General features: G+C 73.0%; 16 protein-coding genes and 1 pseudogene. 5 read left to right on the forward strand and 12 right to left on the reverse strand.

What is annotated here, in order from left to right:
* A pseudogene (locus tag ACWD6N_RS29945) lies at positions 1-709 on the forward strand (hypothetical protein); the annotation flags it as partial.
* 8 nt (positions 710-717) lie between these two features.
* Here the strand turns inward: ACWD6N_RS29945 and ACWD6N_RS29950 are convergent.
* The gene (locus tag ACWD6N_RS29950; RefSeq protein WP_450005531.1) at positions 718-2199 is read right to left on the reverse strand and encodes a peptide MFS transporter; all 1482 of its coding nucleotides are present in this window, start codon (positions 2197-2199) and stop codon (positions 718-720) included.
* A 222-nt stretch (positions 2200-2421) separates the two neighbouring features.
* Here ACWD6N_RS29950 and ACWD6N_RS29955 point away from each other — a divergent pair, with 222 nt between their 5' ends.
* Positions 2422-2763: an RNA polymerase-binding protein RbpA gene (locus tag ACWD6N_RS29955; RefSeq protein ID WP_046564157.1), complete on the forward strand. Its 342-nt coding sequence runs from the start codon at positions 2422-2424 to the stop codon at positions 2761-2763.
* Between the two features lie 66 nt (positions 2764-2829).
* On the opposite strand, the gene ACWD6N_RS29960 is transcribed toward ACWD6N_RS29955, so the two are convergent.
* The 9 genes from ACWD6N_RS29960 to kdd form a co-directional block, all read right to left on the reverse strand.
* A complete protein-coding gene (locus ACWD6N_RS29960) occupies positions 2830-3354 on the reverse strand; it encodes an FxsA family protein (protein ID WP_450005533.1) in 525 nt (174 codons plus the stop codon).
* 66 nt (positions 3355-3420) lie between these two features.
* Positions 3421-4230 carry a polyprenol monophosphomannose synthase gene (locus tag ACWD6N_RS29965; protein ID WP_450005535.1) on the reverse strand — a complete coding sequence of 270 codons (810 nt, stop codon included), beginning with the start codon at positions 4228-4230 and terminating at the stop codon, positions 3421-3423.
* A gap of 34 nt (positions 4231-4264) precedes the next feature.
* The gene (gene lnt, locus ACWD6N_RS29970; protein ID WP_450005537.1) at positions 4265-5899 is read right to left on the reverse strand and encodes an apolipoprotein N-acyltransferase; all 1635 of its coding nucleotides are present in this window, start codon (positions 5897-5899) and stop codon (positions 4265-4267) included.
* Between the two features lie 478 nt (positions 5900-6377).
* Positions 6378-7715, reverse strand: a complete 1338-nt coding sequence (locus ACWD6N_RS29975; protein WP_450005539.1) for a glutamate mutase L — start codon at positions 7713-7715, stop codon at positions 6378-6380.
* Positions 7712-8104: a 3-aminobutyryl-CoA ammonia lyase gene (kal, locus tag ACWD6N_RS29980; RefSeq protein ID WP_450005541.1), complete on the reverse strand. Its 393-nt coding sequence runs from the start codon at positions 8102-8104 to the stop codon at positions 7712-7714. The genes ACWD6N_RS29975 and kal overlap by 4 nt, the downstream gene beginning before the upstream one ends.
* Positions 8101-8850, reverse strand: coding sequence for a lysine 5,6-aminomutase subunit beta (gene kamE, locus ACWD6N_RS29985; protein ID WP_354965288.1), 750 nt, complete (start codon positions 8848-8850; stop codon positions 8101-8103). The genes kal and kamE overlap by 4 nt, the downstream gene beginning before the upstream one ends.
* Entirely contained in the window at positions 8847-10406 is a 1560-nt protein-coding gene (gene kamD, locus ACWD6N_RS29990) for a lysine 5,6-aminomutase subunit alpha (RefSeq protein ID WP_354965289.1), read from the reverse strand. The genes kamE and kamD overlap by 4 nt, the downstream gene beginning before the upstream one ends.
* Entirely contained in the window at positions 10403-11968 is a 1566-nt protein-coding gene (locus tag ACWD6N_RS29995; protein WP_450005543.1) for an amidohydrolase, read from the reverse strand. The genes kamD and ACWD6N_RS29995 overlap by 4 nt, the downstream gene beginning before the upstream one ends.
* Positions 11969-11972: 4 nt before the next feature.
* Positions 11973-13034 carry an L-erythro-3,5-diaminohexanoate dehydrogenase gene (gene kdd / locus ACWD6N_RS30000; RefSeq protein ID WP_450005545.1) on the reverse strand — a complete coding sequence of 354 codons (1062 nt, stop codon included), beginning with the start codon at positions 13032-13034 and terminating at the stop codon, positions 11973-11975.
* A gap of 143 nt (positions 13035-13177) precedes the next feature.
* On the opposite strand from kdd, the gene ACWD6N_RS30005 reads away from it, so the two are divergent.
* A complete protein-coding gene (locus tag ACWD6N_RS30005) occupies positions 13178-14584 on the forward strand; it encodes a KamA family radical SAM protein (protein ID WP_354965291.1) in 1407 nt (468 codons plus the stop codon).
* Positions 14585-14777: 193 nt separating this feature from the next.
* On the opposite strand, the gene ACWD6N_RS30010 is transcribed toward ACWD6N_RS30005, so the two are convergent.
* Positions 14778-15728, reverse strand: coding sequence for a polysaccharide deacetylase family protein (locus ACWD6N_RS30010; protein WP_450005547.1), 951 nt, complete (start codon positions 15726-15728; stop codon positions 14778-14780).
* A gap of 30 nt (positions 15729-15758) precedes the next feature.
* Complete coding sequence (locus tag ACWD6N_RS30015; RefSeq protein ID WP_450005549.1) at positions 15759-16478, reverse strand: TetR/AcrR family transcriptional regulator; 720 nt, start codon at positions 16476-16478, stop codon at positions 15759-15761.
* Between the two features lie 24 nt (positions 16479-16502).
* Between ACWD6N_RS30015 and ACWD6N_RS30020 the strand changes: the two genes are divergently transcribed.
* Together ACWD6N_RS30020 and ACWD6N_RS30025 are read left to right on the forward strand one after the other, a co-directional pair.
* Positions 16503-17633, forward strand: coding sequence for an FAD-dependent oxidoreductase (locus ACWD6N_RS30020; protein ID WP_450005551.1), 1131 nt, complete (start codon positions 16503-16505; stop codon positions 17631-17633).
* A 245-nt stretch (positions 17634-17878) separates the two neighbouring features.
* Positions 17879-18784, forward strand: a complete 906-nt coding sequence (locus ACWD6N_RS30025; protein ID WP_354965295.1) for an AraC family transcriptional regulator — start codon at positions 17879-17881, stop codon at positions 18782-18784.
* Positions 18785-18889: the final 105 nt, after the last annotated feature.

The following is an 18889-nucleotide window of genomic DNA, read 5'->3' on the forward strand; positions in this document are numbered from 1 at the left end:
GGCCGCTCAGCAGGCCACCGCGGCCGACGAGCGCGCCCAGCGCGCCGAGGCGGCCCGCGACGAGGCCCGGCACGACGCCAGCGCCGCCGAGGCCCTGCGGGCCCAGGCCGAGCGGGACCGCGATCAGGCCCGCCACGAACTGCGCGACCTGCGCGCTGACCGCGACACCGAGCGGCAGCGGGTGGCCGACCTGACCGTCGAGCGCGACGCGCTGCGCGCGGACGCCGAACGGGCCACCCGGGCCGCCGCCGAGGCGACCGAGCGGGCCGGGCGGTGGCAGGCCGAGGTGCAGGACGTACGGCGCCAGATCGACCAGGCCCGCGCGGACGCCGCCCGCACCCGCACGGAGGCCGCCGACGCGGCCCGCGCCCGGGAGCAGGCCGACCGGGCCCGCGACCGCGCGCAGGCCGACGCGCGCGAGGCCGACAACGCCCGGCAGGAGGCCGCCGAGCTGGCCGCGCGGCTACGCGCGGAGCTGACCGCCACCGCCGCCCAGCGCGACACGCTCGCCGCCGAACTGGCCGCCACCCGGCAGGCCGCGGCCACCGCCGAGGGCCGGCTCACCGCCCTGACGGTACGGCTGGAGGCCGCCGAGATCGACCGTGACCTGGCCCAGCGACGGGTGGCGCAGCTCGGCGACCAGGTCAGCGACCTGGCCCTGGCGTTGGCGCGGCTCGGCGCCGGCACGCCCGACGACGCCACCCGCTGACGCGGCGGTCAGTGGATGCCGGCCATCAGGGCGCGGATCTGCCGGGCGAACATCACCGCGGCCAGGCCGAACGCCACCGACGCCAGGCCGAAGGTGAGGAAGTAGGTCGACTCGGACCAGGTGTCGGCGAGCCGCGCCACCTGCCCGCCGATCGCGTCGCCGACGGCCGTGGCGAGGAACCACAGCCCCAGCATCTGGCTGGCGTACTTCACCGGCGCCAGCTTGGTGGTGGCGGACAGGCCGACCGGGCTCAGCGACAGCTCACCGGCGACCTGGACGGCGAAGACCGCCACCAGCCACCACGGGGACACCAGGTCACCGCCGACGGCGGCCTGCGCGGCGGCGGCCATCAGCACGAACGACAGGCCGTTGAGCACCAGGCCGACGGCGAACTTCACCGGCGTGGACACCCGGTTGCCCACCCGCAGCCAGAGCAGCGCGAACAGCGGCGCGCCGATGATGACCAGGATGGGGTTGACCGACTGGAGCCAGGACGCCGGGAAGGTGAAGCCGGCCACGTCCCGGTCGGTGCGCTCGGCGGCGAAGAGGTTCAGCACCGACCCGGCCTGGTCGTAGATCAGCCAGAACGCGGCGGCGAACACGAACAGCCACAGGTACGCCTTCATCCGGCTGCGTTCGGTCGCGCTGAGTTCCCGGTCGGTCATGATGCGGGTGAAGTAGCCGATGGTGACCAGCACGGTGACGGCGGTGAGCGCGTTCACGACCGTGTTGACGGTGAACAGCCCGGCCAGCGCGAGCCCGGCGACAAGCACGACGAGCACCGCGACCACCACCCCGGCGCGGGTGAGCGCCCGGCGGCGGTCGGCGCCCAGCAGCGGGTCGGCGGGGCGGTCCCCGGCGTCGCCCAGGTTGCGCCGGCCCAGCACGTACTGGATCACGCCGAAGGTCATCCCGATCGCGGCGACGGCGAACCCCAGATGCCAGTTGATCTTCTCGCCGAGCAGGCCGGTGATCAGCGGGGCGATGAACGCGCCCAGGTTGATGCCCATGTAGAAGATCGAGAAGCCGGCGTCGCGGCGCGGCGAATCTCGGTCGTACAGGGCGCCGACCATGGTGGAGATGTTGGGTTTCAGCAGGCCGGTGCCCAGGACGATGAGGGTCATCCCGGCGAAGACGCTCCACCGCGTGGGCACCGCCATCACGTAGTGCCCGGCGGCGATCACCACCCCGCCCCACAGCACGCTGCGCCGGGCACCGATCAGGCGGTCCGCCACCCAGCCGCCGGGCAGCGCCATCAGGTACACCATCGCGTTGTACGTGCCGTAGACGGCGTTGGCGCCGGACTCGCTCAGGCCCAGCCCGTCGTCGGCGGCCTCGGCCGTGAGGTACAGCACGAGGATCGCCCGCATGCCGTAGAAGCTGAACCGCTCCCACATTTCGGTGAGGAAGAGGGTGGCCAGTGCCCGGGGATGACCGAAGAACGTCCGCCCGGTGGGGGCGCGACGCTCGACCGGGACGTCATGGGCCATCGCAACCTCCGCAGCACTCGGGCGGTTAACATCCCCGGTGGCGGCCGAAACACTCCACCGTTCCGACCCGGCCGGGGATCACCTGGCCGGGTGACCGTCCCGGCCGGCTACCCTTGGTCCCGGCCCACCCGTGGACGCCTCACGCCCTCGGGCGGGAATGGCTCGACGGGAACCCACCGTTACACCCAGAAGACCAGCACCACGAACGAGGGGAAGTCGATCATGGGCGAGCGTATGCTGCGCGGAAGCCGCCTGGGCGCGGTCAGCTATGAATCCGACCGCAACACGGAGCTCGCGCCGCGCCAGACCCGCGAGTACCTCTGCGCCAAGGGCCACCAGTTCGAGGTGCCGTTCGCCGTCGACGCCGAGGTCCCGACGACCTGGGAGTGCAAGTTCGACGGCAGCGTCGCTCGACTCGTCGACGGCAGCGAGCCGGAGCAGAAGAAGGCCAAGCCGCCGCGTACCCACTGGGACATGCTGCTGGAGCGGCGCTCGATCGCCGAGCTCGAGGACATCCTCGCCGAACGGCTCCAGGAGGTTCGGACCCGCCGCGGCCGCGCCTGAGCCGCAACCCGCACGACACGGCGCCCCCGGGAAAATCCCGGGGGCGCCGTCGTTTGTCGTGCGCGGTCAGTTGCGGCCGGGCTCGATGATCTCGCCCTCGATGGCCCGGCCGCCGTCGACCACCACCGGCTGCTCCGTCTGCGGACGCGGTGTCGGTTGCGGCGCACCCTGGCGCACGCGCACCGTACGCGGCCCGAACAGGTCACCGGCGACCATCGACGACACCCGTCGCTCGGCGGTGCGTTGCACCCCGGATCGGGCCAGTCGCCGCACCGGCGGCACGAGCAGCAGCAACCCCACCAGCCCGCTGACCAGACCGGGCACCGCCAGCAGCAGCGCGCCGCCCAACCCGACGAGCCCGTCGGTCACCTGCCGCCCCGGTGGCTGCCCGGACGAGGCGGCGGAGCGGAAGCCACGCCAGGCGCGCATCCCCTCGCGGCGCAGCAGCGCCAGCCCGAGCAGCGAGGCCGCGAACACCAGCAGCACCGCCGCACCGAACCCGAGCGCCCGCCCCACCAGGACGAACGCCGCAAGCTCCACCACCACCGCCAGCAACAGGGCCAACGGTACGAACCTCAGTCCTCGGCGCATCTCACCTCATCGCCATCCCGCGACACCGGAAACGTGTCCCGCCCATCCAGCATGACACGGCCGCGCTCACGGCCACCGCACCTGACCGGTGGGGGTGCCGTGCAGGCCCCGGCGCACTGCCTGCCGGCGGTCCTGCACCCCCCACGTGGTGATCCGCCACAGCGCCTCGGCAACGATCCGCGGGCTCATCTTGCTGTCCCCGCGCTCCCGTTCGGCGAAGGTGATCGGCACCTCCACGATCCGCACCCCGGCCTGGTGCGCGAGCCGGGACAGCTCCACCTGGAACGAGTAGCCCTGTGAGCACACCGACGCGAGGTCGATGGCGTCCAGCGCGCTGACCCGGTACACCCGGTAGCCGCCGGTGGCGTCGGAGACCGGCATGCCCAGCGCGAGGCGCGCGTACAGGTTGCCGAAGCGCGACAGCAGCAGCCGCCGCAGCGGCCAGTTCACCACCCGCGCGCCGTTGGTCCACCGCGACCCGATCACCACGTCCGCGTCGAGGGCGGCCCGCAGCAGCGCCGGCAGGTCCTCCGGGGCGTGCGAGCCGTCGGCGTCCATCTCGACCACCGCCTGGTAGCCGCGCTCGCGCGCCCAGTCGAACCCGGCCAGGTACGCCGCCCCGAGGCCCTGCTTGCCCTCGCGGTGCAGGACCTGCACGTGCGCGTCGGAGTCGGCGAGGGCGTCGGCGATGGCGCCGGTGCCGTCGGGGCTGTTGTCGTCGGCGATCAGGATCTGCACCGCCGGGGCGGCCCGGCGGACCCGGGCCACGATCGCGCCGATGTTGTCGGCCTCGTTGTAGGTGGGGATCACCACCAGCACCCGGCCCACGCCGGGCACCTCGTCGGGACGTCGGATGGTGTCGGTCGCCTGGATCACGGTGCCTCCGCTCCCGCCGGCGTACCGGCTGTTGCTATCCGGCCAGGACCCGTTGCCGTCGGCGCAGCACCGCCGCGCCGAGCAGGGCGGCCGCGGCCAGCCCGGCGAGCGCCAACTCCGGCCACCAGCCGAGCCGGGTGGCGAGGGTGCGCCCGTCGTCGAGCCGCATCTCCCGCACCACGACCTCCCGGGTGTTGAACCCGGTGGCGTCGCTTACCCGCCCATCGGGGGAGACGAACCCGGACACCCCGACCGTGGAGGCCATCAACGCCGGACGGCCGTGCTCCACCGCCCGCAGGCGCACCATGGCCAGCTGCTGGCGGGCCTCGGCCACGTCGAAGGTGGCGTTGTTGGTCTGCACCACCAGCAGTTGCGCCCCGCCGGTGACGGTGTCGCGGACCACCTCGTCGTAGGCGACCTCGAAGCAGATCACGTCGCCGAGCACCGCCGGGCCGGCGCGTACCACGCCCGGGGTGCTGCCGGGAACGAAGTCGTTGCGGATCAGGTCGACCTGCTTGCTGACCATCCGGGCGACGTCGCGCAGCGGCACGTACTCGGCGAACGGCACGGGGTGCCGTTTGGTGTAGAGCTGGCTCAGGTCCGCGCCGGTGTCGGGCCGCCACAGGATGCCCGCGTTGCGGACCTCGCCGGGGCCGGGGCCGAGCAGCACCGCGCCGACCAGGATGGGCGCGCGGATCGTGTCGGCGGCCTGGGCGATGCGGGCCCCGGCGGTGGGGTTGCGCAGCGGGTCGATGTCGCTGGAGTTCTCCGGCCACACCACCAGGTCGGGTTGGCGCTGCGTGCCGGCGGCGACCCGCGCGGCCAGCTCCAGGGTGGCGTCGACGTGGTTGTTCAGCACCGCCTGCCGCTGGGCGTTGAAGTCCAACCCCAGGCGTGGCACGTTGCCCTGCACGATCGCCACGGTCACCGGGGCGCCCGATCCGGCGGACGCGACCGGCACCAGCAGACCCGCCGCGCCCAGCGCCACGGCGGCGGCGGCCGGTACGGCCACCGGCTGCCAGCGCGGCGCGGGCGTGCCGCCCGGGGCTGTCTCCCGGAGCGCGGTGAAGCCCCGCCACGCGGCGGTGACGAGCAGCCCACCGATGAGGGCCACCGCGAAGGTGACCAGTGGCGCGCCGCCCAGCGCGGCCAGGCGCAGCAGCGGCGAGGAGTCCTGGCTGAACGCGAGGCGCCCCCACGGGAACCCCCCGAACGGGGTGCGGTCGCGCAGCGCCTCCTGCCCCACCCAGAGCAGCCCGGTCAGCGCCGGCCACGCCCACCGGCTGCGGTCGGCCAGCGGCGACACCCAGGCGGTGGCGGCGCCGAGCAGCGCCAGGTAGCCGGCCTGCAACAGCGACAGCAGCACCCACGGCAGGTAGCCGGTGTGCAGGTTCGTCCAGGCCAGCAACGGCGCGAACAGGGCCACCCCGGTGAGGAAGCCCAGGCCGGCGCCGGCGCGCAACCGGCGCCGGTGCACCGCGGCGGCCAGCAACGCCACCCCGACGGGCGCGAGCGGCCACAGCCCGTACGGCGGGAACGCGACCAGCAGGGCCAGCCCGGCGGCCACGGCCATCGGCGCGGCGGCCTTCAGCGGCAGCGGGCGGCCGACGACGACCGGCGGGGGCGGCGCCGCCGGGGCGCGCGTCTCGTCCCGGTCCAGGGTCGTCACCGCGGTTCCTCGATCACGGGGCGAAGGCTACCTGGCCGGCGGGTGTGTCGGCCGCATCGGGCCGCCGGGGACGAACCACCCGGCGGACATGAAATCGGGGCGCGGCTCGCGCCGCGCCCCGATGCTCCCAGGCCCTCCCCGGCCGGTGCGGCGAGGACGAGGCACGCCGACCTTCGGACCGACCGGACGCGGACTGGCTGCCCCCGCCGGGCCGTTGTCTACTGGCCGTGCACCTCACCCTGCCCGTACACCGGTAACCGCGACCGGTTCGCGCCGCCCCGCCGACCCCCGCCCGCTGGACCTGGCCGCCGCGACGATGACGCTGAAACTGTCGCTCGGCCAGCGGACGAAGGGACGAAGCGAACAACAGCCGCTTCCCGTGGTAGGACTCAAAGACGGTACGTGTTGCACCCCGCCCCCTGTCAACCCACCCCCGGCCTGTCGTGTGCTGCACCACGGCGTGTCGGGTCGGCGTGTCTCAATGCGTGCTCAGATGGTGGCGCAGCAGCGCCCCCGAGGCCGCCCGGTGCTCCTCGGCGAGGAGCCCACCGGCGGCCAGCACGTAGTCGGTGTCCACCACCGGCCGGGCGGCGCGCGGCAGCGCCCATCCCCCGGCGTGGTCGCCGAGCACCGCCGCCAGCACCTGCCCCGCCGTGTGCGCCGGCGCGTGCCGCAGCACCCCGCCGGAGCCCACCATCAGCCGAACGTCGCGCAGGTCCCGGCCGGCGCGTTCGCCGGTGGAGGCGCCGCGGGCGTGCCGGCGCAGCGCCACCGTCGCCGCGAGGGTGGCGATCCGGGCGTCCACGGCCCGCTCGGCGTCGTCGGCGGCCAGGAACGCCGGGTCGGCGGCGCGCAGCGCCGCGGCCGCCGCCAGGTCGTCCTGTTCACCCGGGGCCAGGAGCCGCTCGCCGGCGGCGGCGCGCACGACCCCGGGTGCGCTCCACCGCATGCCCAGGTCCCCCTCCACGGTGCGGGCCCGCCACAGGCTGCCGGCGACCTCCCGGCCCGGCCCGGTGGCCCGCTCATCGGGGGTGAGCACCGAGTACACGTCGGTGGTGGCCCCGCCCACGTCGACCACGGCGAGGTCCCCGCCGATGGTGTCGGCGAGCACCTCCACGCCGGTGAGGACCGCGTCGGGGGTGGCCGCGCGCACCAGCCGGGCGAACCGGGTACCCCGGGACAGCCGCTTGCCGCCGATGACGTGGCGCAGGAACACCGCGCGGATCGCCGCCCGCGCCGACGCGGGGGCGAGCACCCCGATGCGGGGCAGCACGTTCTGCGCCGCCGTCACCGGCACCCCGGCGGACTCCAGCAGCCCGGTCAGCTCCGCGCGTACGTCGCCGTTGCCGGCGAGCACCACCGGCACCCGCCAGCGGGCCCGGGCCAACCGGGTGGCGTTGTGGGTGATCGTGTCGGTGTCACCGCCGTCGGTGCCGCCGACCAGCAGCACCACGTCCGGGCGGGCGGCCCGCAGCGCCGCCAGGTCCGCCGCGCCGAGCCGCCCGGCCGCCACGTGCACCACGTGCGCGCCGGCGGACAACCCGACCCGCCGGCCCGCCTGCGCGGTGACCAGCGGCTCGTAGCCGATCACGGCCAGCCGCAGCCCACCGCCCGCCGACGAGCACACGTACCACGGGATGTTTCGCGCGCCGAGCCCGGCGGTGGCCGCCGCGACCGCGGCGTCCAGGCCGTGCAGCACGTCGCTGCCCACCGTGGTGGGCGCCGCGGCAGCGCCCACCAGCACCCCGGCGGCCAGGTCCACCACGGCCGCCTTGGTGTACGTGGAGCCGACGTCCGCGCAGACCGCCAGGGTCACGGCGCGGCGGGAACGACCACGGTGCCGGTCGCGGTGACCGCCACGATCGGCGGGTCGAGGACCTCGGCGGCGGACTCGGAGCGGTCCGGTCGGCCCCGGCACACCACCGCGCAGCTCAGCTCCAGGGTGCGGCTGCGGCTGCCCACCCTGGACACCTGCGCGGTCACCTCGACGACGTCACCGGCGCGGATCGGCGCGAGGAACCGCACGTCGGAGTACCCGGCGAACAGGCCCTCGTCGCCGTCGGTGCGGATGCACACCTCCGTGGCGACGTCGCCGAACAGTCCGAGGGCGTACGCCCCGTCGACGAGGTTGCCGGCGTAGTGGGCGTGCGAGTACGGCACGTACCGCCGGTGCGTCACCGTCAACCCGAGCCTGGAGTCCGTCATGCCGTCGCCTTCCGCTGGGTGATCAGGGCGTGCACGAGGTAGCTGGCCACCTCGCCGGGCGTGGTGCCCCGACCGAAGATCCGGTCCACGCCCAACTCGTCGGTCATCGTCTCGTCGAACCGGGGGCCGCCGACGATCAGCAGCGGCCGCCGCCCGGCGGGCATCGCCTCGCGGAACGCCGCGGACATCTCCCGGGTGTTGTGCAGGTGCGCGTCGCGTTGGGTGACGACCTGCGACACGAGCACCGCGTCGGCCTTCTCCGCCCGGGCGGCCTCCACCAGCTCGGGCACGCTGACCTGCGCGCCCAGGTTGGTGACCTTGAGCTCCCGGTAGTACTCCAGGCCCTTCTCCCCCGCGATGCCCTTGACGTTGAGGATCGCGTCGATGCCCACGGTGTGCGCGTCGGTGCCGATGCACGCGCCGACCACGGACAGCTTGCGCCGCAGCCGCTGCTTGACCACCGTGTTGACCTCCTTGGCCGACAGCAGCGCGAAGTCCCGCTCCACCACCTGCACCGCGTCCAGGTCGACCAGGTGGTTCACCCGCCCGTAGACGACGAAGAAGGTGAACCCGTCGCCCATCGGCTTGGCGTGCACCACCATCGCCGGGTCGATGCCCATCCGGTTGGCCAGCTGCACCGCCGCGCCCTCGGCCCGCTTGTCGTGTGACACCGGCAGGGTGAACGACACCTGCACCATCCCGTCGCCGGTGGTGTCCCCGTACGGCCGCACGATCTGCTTGCTCACGCCGCCGCCTCCAGGATGTCGGTGGCCGGGTTGCAGTAGTCGGCCTCGTGCGCGGCGACCCCGGCGAGGCCCTTGCCGCGGTCCGCGGGCCGCTTCATGATCCCGAACGTGCCCTCGGCGATCGCGGTCAGCAGCGTCTGCTCCCCGATGCGCTCCAGCAGGTCCAGGGCCTCACCGAGGACCTGGTTGGCGCGCCGCCGGATGAACCCGCCCGGCGCGGGCACGAAGTCCTCGTGCAGTCCACCGGCCGCGCCCAGCACGTACCGCACGTTCTGCAGGGCGATGTCCCGGTCGGACAGCCACGGCGTCACCACGGCCTCGGTCATCATCCCCACCAGCAGGATGCCCTGACCGGTCAGGGCGCCCGCCAGGTTGAAGAACCCGTCGAGCAGGTTGCCCCGGAACACGTCGCCGGTCATGTGCTTGGTCGGCGGCATCCACTTGAGCGGGGCGTCCGGGAACAGCTCGCGGGCCAGCAGCGCGTGCGCCAGCTCCAACCGGAACGACTCCGGCACCTCCGGGTTGATCTCGAACGCGTGGCCGAGGCCCAGCTGCCAGTCCGCCAGCCCCGCCTCGTGGGCGAAGAACTCGTTGAGCAGCTGCGACACGGTCACCGTGTGCGCCTCGTCGACGGCGTCGGCGGTGGTCAGGTAGTTGTCCTCACCGGTGTTGATGATGATGCCGGCGCGGGCGTGGACCTGCCGGGAGAACCGCTGGTCGACGAAGGTGCGGATCGGGTTGATGTCGCGGAACAGGATTCCGTACATCGAGTCGTTCAGCATCATGTCGAGGCGTTCCAACCCGGCGAGGGTCGCCATCTCTGGCATGCACAGCCCGGACGCGTAGTTGGTCAGCCGCACGTAGCGGCCCAGCTCCTTCGACGACTCGTCCAGCGCCGCGCGCATCAGCCGGAAGTTCTCCTGCGTGGCGTACGTGCCGGCGAAACCCTCCCGGGTCGCGCCCTCGGGCACGTAGTCCAGCAGCGACTGCCCGGTGGAGCGGATCACCGCGATGACGTCCGCGCCCGCCCGGGCCGCGGCCTGCGCCTGCGGGATGTCCTCGTAGATGTCCCCGGTCGCCACGATCAGGTAGATCCACGGCCGCTGCGCCGGGTCCCCGTGCCGCTTGACGAGACGGTCGCGTTCGGCGCGCCGCCGGTCGATACGGCGGATGCCCGCGCCGACGGCCCTGCGCGCCGCCGACCGGGCGGCCGTGGCGGCCCGTCCGGTGGGCACGGTGAAGCGCACCGAACCGGCGGCGGCCTTCTGCGCCAGCAGCGTCACGTCCGTGACGCCCTCGCGGGCGAGGGCGTCGAACACCGGCACGGCCACGCCGTGGCCCAGCCCCACGTCCGCGACGACGGCGTCGACGAGCCGGTTCACCCATGGAATGCCGTCCGGGTCGGCGCCGGTCACCCCGGCCAGGCGCAGCACCGCCCGCTCCACGGACACCGTGGTGTGGCTGCGCGCCAGGTCCACCACCGGCTGCCCGGCCCGGCGCGCCAACTCCCGCGCCCTGGCCACCAACGCCGGATCTAGATCAAGCTTCCCGGTCACGACGACCCTTCCTGATAGATGACCTCACCGCGCAGCACCAGGCTTCGGCACACCGGCAGCGGCGTCGGGTCGTCCGGACCCCGCAGCTCCGGGTCCTCGGCCAGCAGCACCGGCAGGCCCCGCTGCGCGCCGGCCGGAGTCGACCACACCGCGAACGTCGCCGGCGCGCCCAGCGCGAGGACCCCCTCGACGTCCAGGTGCACTGCCCGCCATCCGCCGCGGGTGTGCGCGGCGAACGCCGCCCGCACGCTCATCCGCTGCGCCGGGTTGTGGTGCGCCGCCGCCGCCCGCACCGACCCCCACGGGTCCAGCGGCGTCACCGGCGAATCCGACCCGAACGCCAGCGCCACCCCCACCCCGTGCATCGCGCCCATCGGGTTGGACTCCAACGACCGGTCCAGACCCAGCCGCGACTCGTACATCCGGCCCGCGCCACCCCACAGCCGGTCGAACGCCGGCTGCATGCTCGCCACGACCCCGTACTCCACGAAACCGGCGATCATCCGCTTGTTCATGATCTCGGCGTGCTCGATGCGGTGCCGGGCGGCGCGCAGCCGCTCCACGCCCAGCGTCCGCGCCGCCGCCGCGAAGCCCTCCAGCACCGTGCCGATCGCCGCGTCACCGATCGCGTGGAACCCGCCCTGCATGCCGTGCGTCGCGCAGTCCAGCAGGTGGTCGCGCACCTGCTCGGCCGACAGGTACCCGTGCCCGCAGCCGTCGCCGTCGCCGTACGGCTGCGACACGTGCGCCGTACGCGAACCCAACGCCCCGTCGGCGAACAGGTCCCCGCCGGCGCCCACCGCGCCGAGCTCCCGGGCCCGCGCCGCGCCACCCAGCTCACCCCAGTACCCGTACACCTCCGGTAGCCCCGCGCCGGAGATGCCCAGCAGGCCGGTGAAGTCCTCCTCGTCGGAGATGTCCGGTCCGCCGCACTCGTGCACCGCGGCGATGCCCAGCGACGCCGCGTGCGCGAGCGCCACCCGCTGCGCGGCGACCCGCTGCGCCCGACTGACCGATCCCTGCGCGGCCGCCCGCACCACGTGATGCGCGTCACGACGCAACCACCCCGACGCGTCGTACCCGGCCTCGGCCGCCGCCTGCGGGCACGCCGCCAGCAGCGCCGTCGACACCAGCGCCGAGTGGATGGACGCCTGCGACAGGTACACCCGCCGGCCGCCCGCCGCCCGGTGCAGCGCCGCCGCGTCCGGCAGCGTCGGGTCCGGCCAGCCCGACTCGTCCCAGCCGTGCCCCAGCACCACCGCGTCCGCCGGCTGGCCGGCCGCGAACGCGGCCACCGCGTCCAGCAGTTCAGCCGCCGAGCGCACCCCGGACAACTCCAGCCCGGACAGCGTCAACCCGGTGTCCGTGGCGTGCACGTGCGCGTCGACGAACGCCGGCGTCACCAGCGCGCCGTCGAGGTCCACCACCCGGTCGGCGGGCGGCGCGTCACGGTCGGTCCCCAGCCAGGCGATCCGCCCACCGGAGACCAGCAGCGCGGTCGCGCTCGGGTCGGCGGGACAGTGCAGCACGCCGCCGCGGTACAGGGTCGAGGGGTTCGTCATGACCTCAGTCTGCCGCGACCCGCGCCGCGAACAGCCGACGCACCCCCGGCTCGGCGCGCAGCAGCCCCAACGCCAGCTCCGCGTGCCCCGGCACGTACCCGTTGCCCACCAGCATCGTCACGTCCGCGGCCAGCCCCTCGGCGCCCAGCGCCGCGGCGGAGAAGCTCGTCGCCATCGAGAAGAAGATCACCGTGCCGCCGTCGGCGGTGGCCAGCACCGCCCCGTGCTCGCAGCCCGGCACGTCCACGCAGACCACGGTGACGTCCGCCGGGCTGCCCAGCGCGGTGGTCACCGCGGTGGACAGCGCCACCGGGTCCCGGGCGTCGGCCATCGCCACCACCGAGGCCAGGCCGGCGCCCGTCAGCGCGTCGCGCTCCGCCGCCACCGGCACCACCCCGACGGTACGCGCGGCGCCCGCCCGCCGCGCCGCGGCCAGCGACAGCGACCCGCTCTTGCCCGCGCCGCCGATCACCGCGACGCGCACCGGCGTCGGGTCGCCCGCACGGTGCCGGTCCTCGACGTAGCGCGACACCACCCGCGCGGTCAGCGCGGGCGCCCCGCACACGTCCAGCACCGCCAGGGACAGCTGCGGGTCCTCGTCGTCCGGCAGCACCGCGGCGATGGAGCGGGCGAACAGGATCGCCCACCCGTCGCAGGGCACCTGCTCGCTGCGCCCGTCCCAGCGGGACAGCCCGTCGGTCACCACCAGCGGGGTCAGGGTCAGCGACACCAGGGTGGCGACCCGCTCGCCCGGCTTGAGGCCCAGCGGGGAGCGCCGGCCGGCCTCCTCGACCGTGCCGATCAGCATCCCGCCGGACCCGGTCACCGGGTTCTGCATCTTCCCCCGGGTGGAAATGATCTCCAGGACCTCGGCGCGGACCGCGTCGCCGTTCCCGCCGTGCTTCTCCGACAGCTGCCGGAAGCTCGCCGCGTCCAGGTTGAGCCGCTGCACCCGGATCCGCACCTCGTTCGGCGCGATCGCGGTGGACGCGTCCAACCGCCAGGCCGCCTGCGGCAGCACCCCCGCCGGTTCCACGACGCGGTGCAGTCCCACCGGTGACGTCACGCCGACCTCCCCCTGTCCAGCCGCCCGAAGCCCCGGTCGGGGGATCGCGTAACGGGAAAACTTACGGCAGACTAGTTTCTGTACCGAATATTTTCCAGTAGCCTTCGGGTTTCGTTGATCAGCCGCAGCACTGAGGAGGGGCCGTGACCCAGACGCAACCGGTTGAGACCATCGCTCAACCCCGTCACGCCCCGGTCGCCGTACCGACCGCCGGGCAGCCGTACGAATACCGCCGCCAGCCCCTGGTCGAGCCCGACTGGACCCGCTTCCCCGGCTGGCGCCACGTCACCCGAGACCAGTGGGAATCCGCCCAGTGGCAGCGCGTCAACTGCGTCAAGAACATCAAGCAGCTGCGGACCGTCTTCGGCGACCTCATCGACGAGAGCTTCTACGCCGACCTGGAGGCCGACCAGAAGGCCCTGGCCACCATGTCGATGCTGGTGCCGCCCCAGATGATCAACACGATGGTGCCGTTCGCGCCCCTCACCACCGAGGCGCTGCTCGCCGACCCCATCCGCCGCTACATGATCCCGGTCGCCTCCGACCGACGCACCGACTGGCCGTCGCACCCGTACGCCAGCCGCGACTCGCTGCACGAGCACGACATGTGGGTCGCCGAGGGGCTCACCCACCGCTACCCCACCAAGGTCCTCGCCGAGCTGCTGTCCACCTGCCCCCAGTACTGCGGGCACTGCACCCGGATGGACCTCGTCGGCAACTCCACCCCCGCCGTCGACAAGCTCAAACTCACTCTCAAGCCCGTCGAGCGCTACGACGCCCACATCAGCTACCTCAAGGCGCACCCCGGCGTCCGCGACGTCGTCGTCTCCGGTGGTGACGTGGCCAACGTGCCGTGGCGCAACCTCGAGTCGTACCTGATGCGCCTGCTGGAGCTGGAGACGGTCCGCGACATCCGGCTCGCCACCAAGGCCCTCATGGGCCTGCCCCAGCACTGGCTGCAGCCCGACGTCGTCGAGGGCCTCGAGCGCGTCGCGCGCACCGCCGCCCGCCGGGGCGTGAACCTCGCCATCCACACCCACGTCAACCACGCCCAGTCGCTCACGCCGCTGGTCGCCAAGGCCGCCCAGACCGCCCTCGACGTCGGCGTCCGCGACGTGCGCAACCAGGGCGTGCTCATGCGCGGGGTGAACGCCACCACCCCCGACCTGCTGGACCTCTGCTTCGCCCTGCAGGGAGAGGCGGGCATTTTGCCGTACTACTTCTACATGTGCGACATGATCCCCAATGCCGAACACTGGCGGGTGCCGGTCTGGCACGCGCAGCAGCTCCAGCACGACATCATGGGCTACCTGCCCGGCTACGCCACCCCACGGATCGTCTGCGACGTCCCCTTCGTCGGCAAGCGGTGGGTGCACATGCTCACCGACTACGACCGCGACCGCGGCATCTCCTACTGGACCAAGAACTACCGCACCTCCATCGAGTCGGCCGACCTGGAGGCGCTCAACAAGCGCTACGCCTACTACGACCCGATCGACACCCTGCCCGAGGGCGGGCAGCAGTGGTGGACCGACCACCGCGACGACTGACCCACCACCCACGACACCCCCGGCGGATCCCCTTGCCGGGGGTGTCGCCCATTGCGGCGTCCCTCACCGGCACCTCGACCGCCAGGGCAGGGCGTCGGTCGGTCGGTCCCGCAGGAGCGTTATGACTCCCAGGTATAGATATGACTCTGCGGTATAACGCTCACCGACCTCATGCCGGCCCCTCGGCCGACACTCAGGCGCTGGCCAACACCTCAGACAACGGCGCCGGTACCAGCCCCCGCTCGCGCAACCCGGCCAGGATGTGCGGCAACGCCTCATCGGTCATCGCGGCGTTCGCCTCGGTCACATGCATGATCACCACTGACCCGGGGCGGACGTTGTCCAACACCGCCCGCACCAGCGGCTCCCACGCGGTGGCGAAGGGATCGCCGCTCACCACGTCCCCGTCGACCACCGTCACGCCGAGTGGCGCGAGCGCGGCCAGCGCCGCCGCGTCGTGACACAGCCCCGGAAAACGGAAGTACCGGGTCTGCCGGCCCCCGTACGGCTCGATCACCCGGAAGGTCTTCGCCACGTCGTCGGTCATCCCGCTCGCCCGCACCCGGGGCAGGTCGTAACAGTCCCCGGTGAACGCCGCATGCCCGTACGTGTGGTTGGCCAACTCGAAGCGCGGGTTGCCGGCGAGCCGCCGAGTCACCTGCGGATACCGCTCGACCCACTTGCCGGTCAGGAAGAAGGTCGCCGGAATCCGCTCCCGCTCCAACAGGTCCAGGACGCGCAGGTTCGCGTAGGACCTGACCTTGCCGGTGCGCAGGTTCTGCAGCATCCCGTCGGTCATGTCCGCGTCGAAGGTCAACGCCACCCGGTTCCCGGTACGCGGTCCGTGATCCACCACCGGTGGTCGGGTCCCCACCCGCGTCGCCCCGGGAACGGTGGCTGCCGGCCCGCTCGGCGTCGGAGTGGCGCCACCCGACCCGCTCGGCGTGGGAGCGGGAGTGGCGTCACCCGACGGCTCCGTGGCAGCGGTGGGACCGGCTGACGTGGCTGGTCCGGCTGGCCCGGCGACGGCCGTCGACCTGGGCGGCGCCGGTGTCGTGGAGAGCACGATGGCGGACGCGGCAACGCCGATCGCGGCCGCCGCGACCAGCACACCGAGCAGCGAACGCGGCCGTGGTCGGATCACGCCGCCGATCATTCCAGACGCGAGGGCGGCTCACTGTCCCCTGGTGATGCCGTCCAGGATGGTGATCAGGTTGTCCTGGAAGGTTTCCTCGGCGTTGAGGTGGGCGCCGTCGATGACGAGCCGGGCGACGGTGGGATAGCGGCCCGTTTCGAGCATGCGTGTCAAATAGGGCCCGAGGGCGGCCTGCCAGACGGACACGTCGGTGCCGGTGGAACGGGCGGTGCGTCGCTCGGTGATCTCCCTGCGGAGCGCTCCGACGATGAACGCGTTGAGGGCGCCCAGGGCCCGCTGGAGATCGTCGACACCGCGCACGCCAGGGGCCTGGCTGAGCGCCGCCGCGGTCGACTCGCCCACGGCGAGCGCGTGCGGTCCCAGGTGTGGCCTGGCGCCGAGCAGGTCGACGAACCACTCGTGGTCGAGAGCGGCGTCGCGGGTCCGGTGAACGATGGCCAGCACCGTGTCGCGCCACCCGGATTGCTGGCCGGCCTCGGCGATCTGGGCATAGACGGCGTCGACCATCAGATCGAGCAGTTCCGATCTGTTGATCACGTAGTCGTAGAGCCGCATCGGACCGACACCGAGCTCTTTGGCGATCTTGCGTACCGACAGTCCGTCGAGGCCGTGCGCGTCGGCGATCCGGATCGCCGTGGCGGCGATCTTCGCGCGGCTCAGCGGCACCGGCGCCGCCCGCGGCTGCGGCTCGGGCCGTTCCCAGACGGGCAGCGGTACGCTACCGTACGGCGTCTCCATAAGATACAGCGTACGGTAAGAGGCATGACGATGCGAATCGCGATCGCCGGCGGCGGCCTCGGCGGCCTGACCCTGGCCCGAATCCTGCACCGGCACGACATCGACACGGTGGTGTACGAACGCGAGGCAAGCCGATCCGCGCGAGCACAGGGCGGAATGCTCGACCTGCACCCGGAGTCCGGGCAACAGGCCCTGGCCGACGCGGGCCTCACCGACCGATTCCGATCCGAGGCACGACCACAGGGCGAGGAACACCGCATCCTCGACCCGGCCGGCCGCACCCTCGTGCACCACACGCCCCAACCCGACTCATTCTCCGGACGCCCCGAGATTGACCGCAGCGCACTGCGTGACCTCCTGCTCGATTCACTCCCCGGCGACACGGTCGCGTGGCAGCACCGGCTCGTCGCCGCGACGCCACGACCCGACGGAGGATTCGGGCTGACCTTCGATGGCGGCCACCGCGCCGACTGCGACGTCCTCATCGGCGCGGACGGCGCACGCTCGGTCGTCCGGTCGCTGCTGACCGACACGACACTCTCCTACGTGGCCACCCTGATCGAGCTGAACATCAGCGACGCCGACCGGCGCCACCCGGACGTCGCCGAGCTGGTCGGCCCCGGAAACCTCTGGTGCGTCGGCGTCAACCAGATCCTGGCCGCGCAACGCCTCGGCGACGGCAGCATCCGGGTCGGGATCTCCCTGCGCGCGGACGATCGCGACCTGGACACCTACCGCAGCAAGCGCGCCCTGCTGGACATGTTCGATGGCTGGAACCCCAGCCTCACCGCGCTCATCGAAGCCGCCGACAGCCCACCGACCCCACGCAGGATCGAGGCGATGCCCACCGGCACACGCTGGGCCCACCGTCCGGGCATCACCCTCATCGGTGACGCCGCGCACCTCATGCCACCGGTCGGCGAGGGCGCCAACCAGGCCATGCTCGACGCCGCCGAACTCGCCGCCGCCCTCGCCACCAACCCCGCCGACCCCGACCCGGCGATCCAGGCGTACGAGGAGGCGATGTTCGCCAGAACCCACCCGATCGCCGAGATGTCCGCACGAGTCCAGGCCATGATGCTGTCCCCCACCGCAGCCGACGACCTCGTCCGCTTCTTCGCGCCACGGGCCACCGAGCCGGCACCCGCAGATTGACAACCTGGGTTGACACCGTCCTCGACCAGCGCGCCAACCAGACACCACACCCCGCGCCGACGGCCTCGTCGGACGCATCATCCAGGCCCTGCACCTACGCGGCCTGCACGAACCACTCGCCGGCCAGCCCGACACACCCCGACCCACACCGTGGTACCAGTGGACGCTCTCATGAAACTGGCGAGTCCTTGCACGATCCTGCCGCTGACCAGCGGTCACCGCGGGTCTCGTGTTGCACTCGGGGCATGCCCCTGGACGAGCTTCGCGACCTGTTGGAACGACACGTGCGCCGCGACCTGGCCACCGCAATCGAGGGCGTACGGGTCTGCCGGATCGAGCACACCGCCTCCCCGGTCTCCTCGATGTCCGGCAAGGTGCTGGCGGTCATTGCCCGGGGCGGCAAGCGACTCGCCCTCGGCGACCAGGTCTACGAGTACCACCCCGGTCAGTACCTCGTCGCCTCGGTCGACCTCCCGGTGACGGGGGACGTCATCAACGTCGCCCCGGGCCACCCCGTACTCGGCTTCGGAATGACCCTGGACCCTGCCACGATCGCGGAGCTGCTGCTCCAGGCCGGGCCGGGCGATCTGCCGCGTTCCCCCGGCACCGCGCGGCCCGGAATCGCGGTCAGTGACGCCCCGGACGAACTGCTCGACGCCATCGTGCGGCTGTTGCGGCTGCTCGACCGGCCACAGGATCGCCGGGCACTGGCCCCCCTGTTCAAGCGCGAGATCCTCTGGCGGTTGATGACCGGCGAACAGGGCGACGTCGTCCGGCAGATCGGCCTCGCGGACAGCAGCCTGAGCCACATCGCCCGGGCTGTCCAGTGGATCCGGGAAAACTACACACGGCCCTTCCGCGTCGACGAGGTGGCACAGCTTTCCGCGATGAGCGTCTCCGCGTTCCACCGGAACTTCCAGGCGGTGACGGCGATGAGCCCCATCCAGTTCCAGAAGCACATCCGCCTACAGACCGCGAGACTGCTGCTGGCGAACAGCCCCAACGACATCACCCGCGTCGCCCATCGCGTCGGATACGACAGCCCGTCCCAATTCAGCCGCGAGTACCGACGGCTGTTCGGTGCTCCGCCCAGCATCGACGCGCTGCGCATACGTGCCGGAGCCGGAAATGCCGGCGCCGCGCTCCCCTGACTCCGGGGAAGAGGATTGTGCAACCACACGAGACGATTCCGCTAGTTCCGCCTCTCCGGCGCTGCTTTCATGGACTCATCGGAACAAAAACGGGAAAGGCCGGTG

Source organism: Micromonospora sp. NPDC005163, from assembly GCF_053599835.1.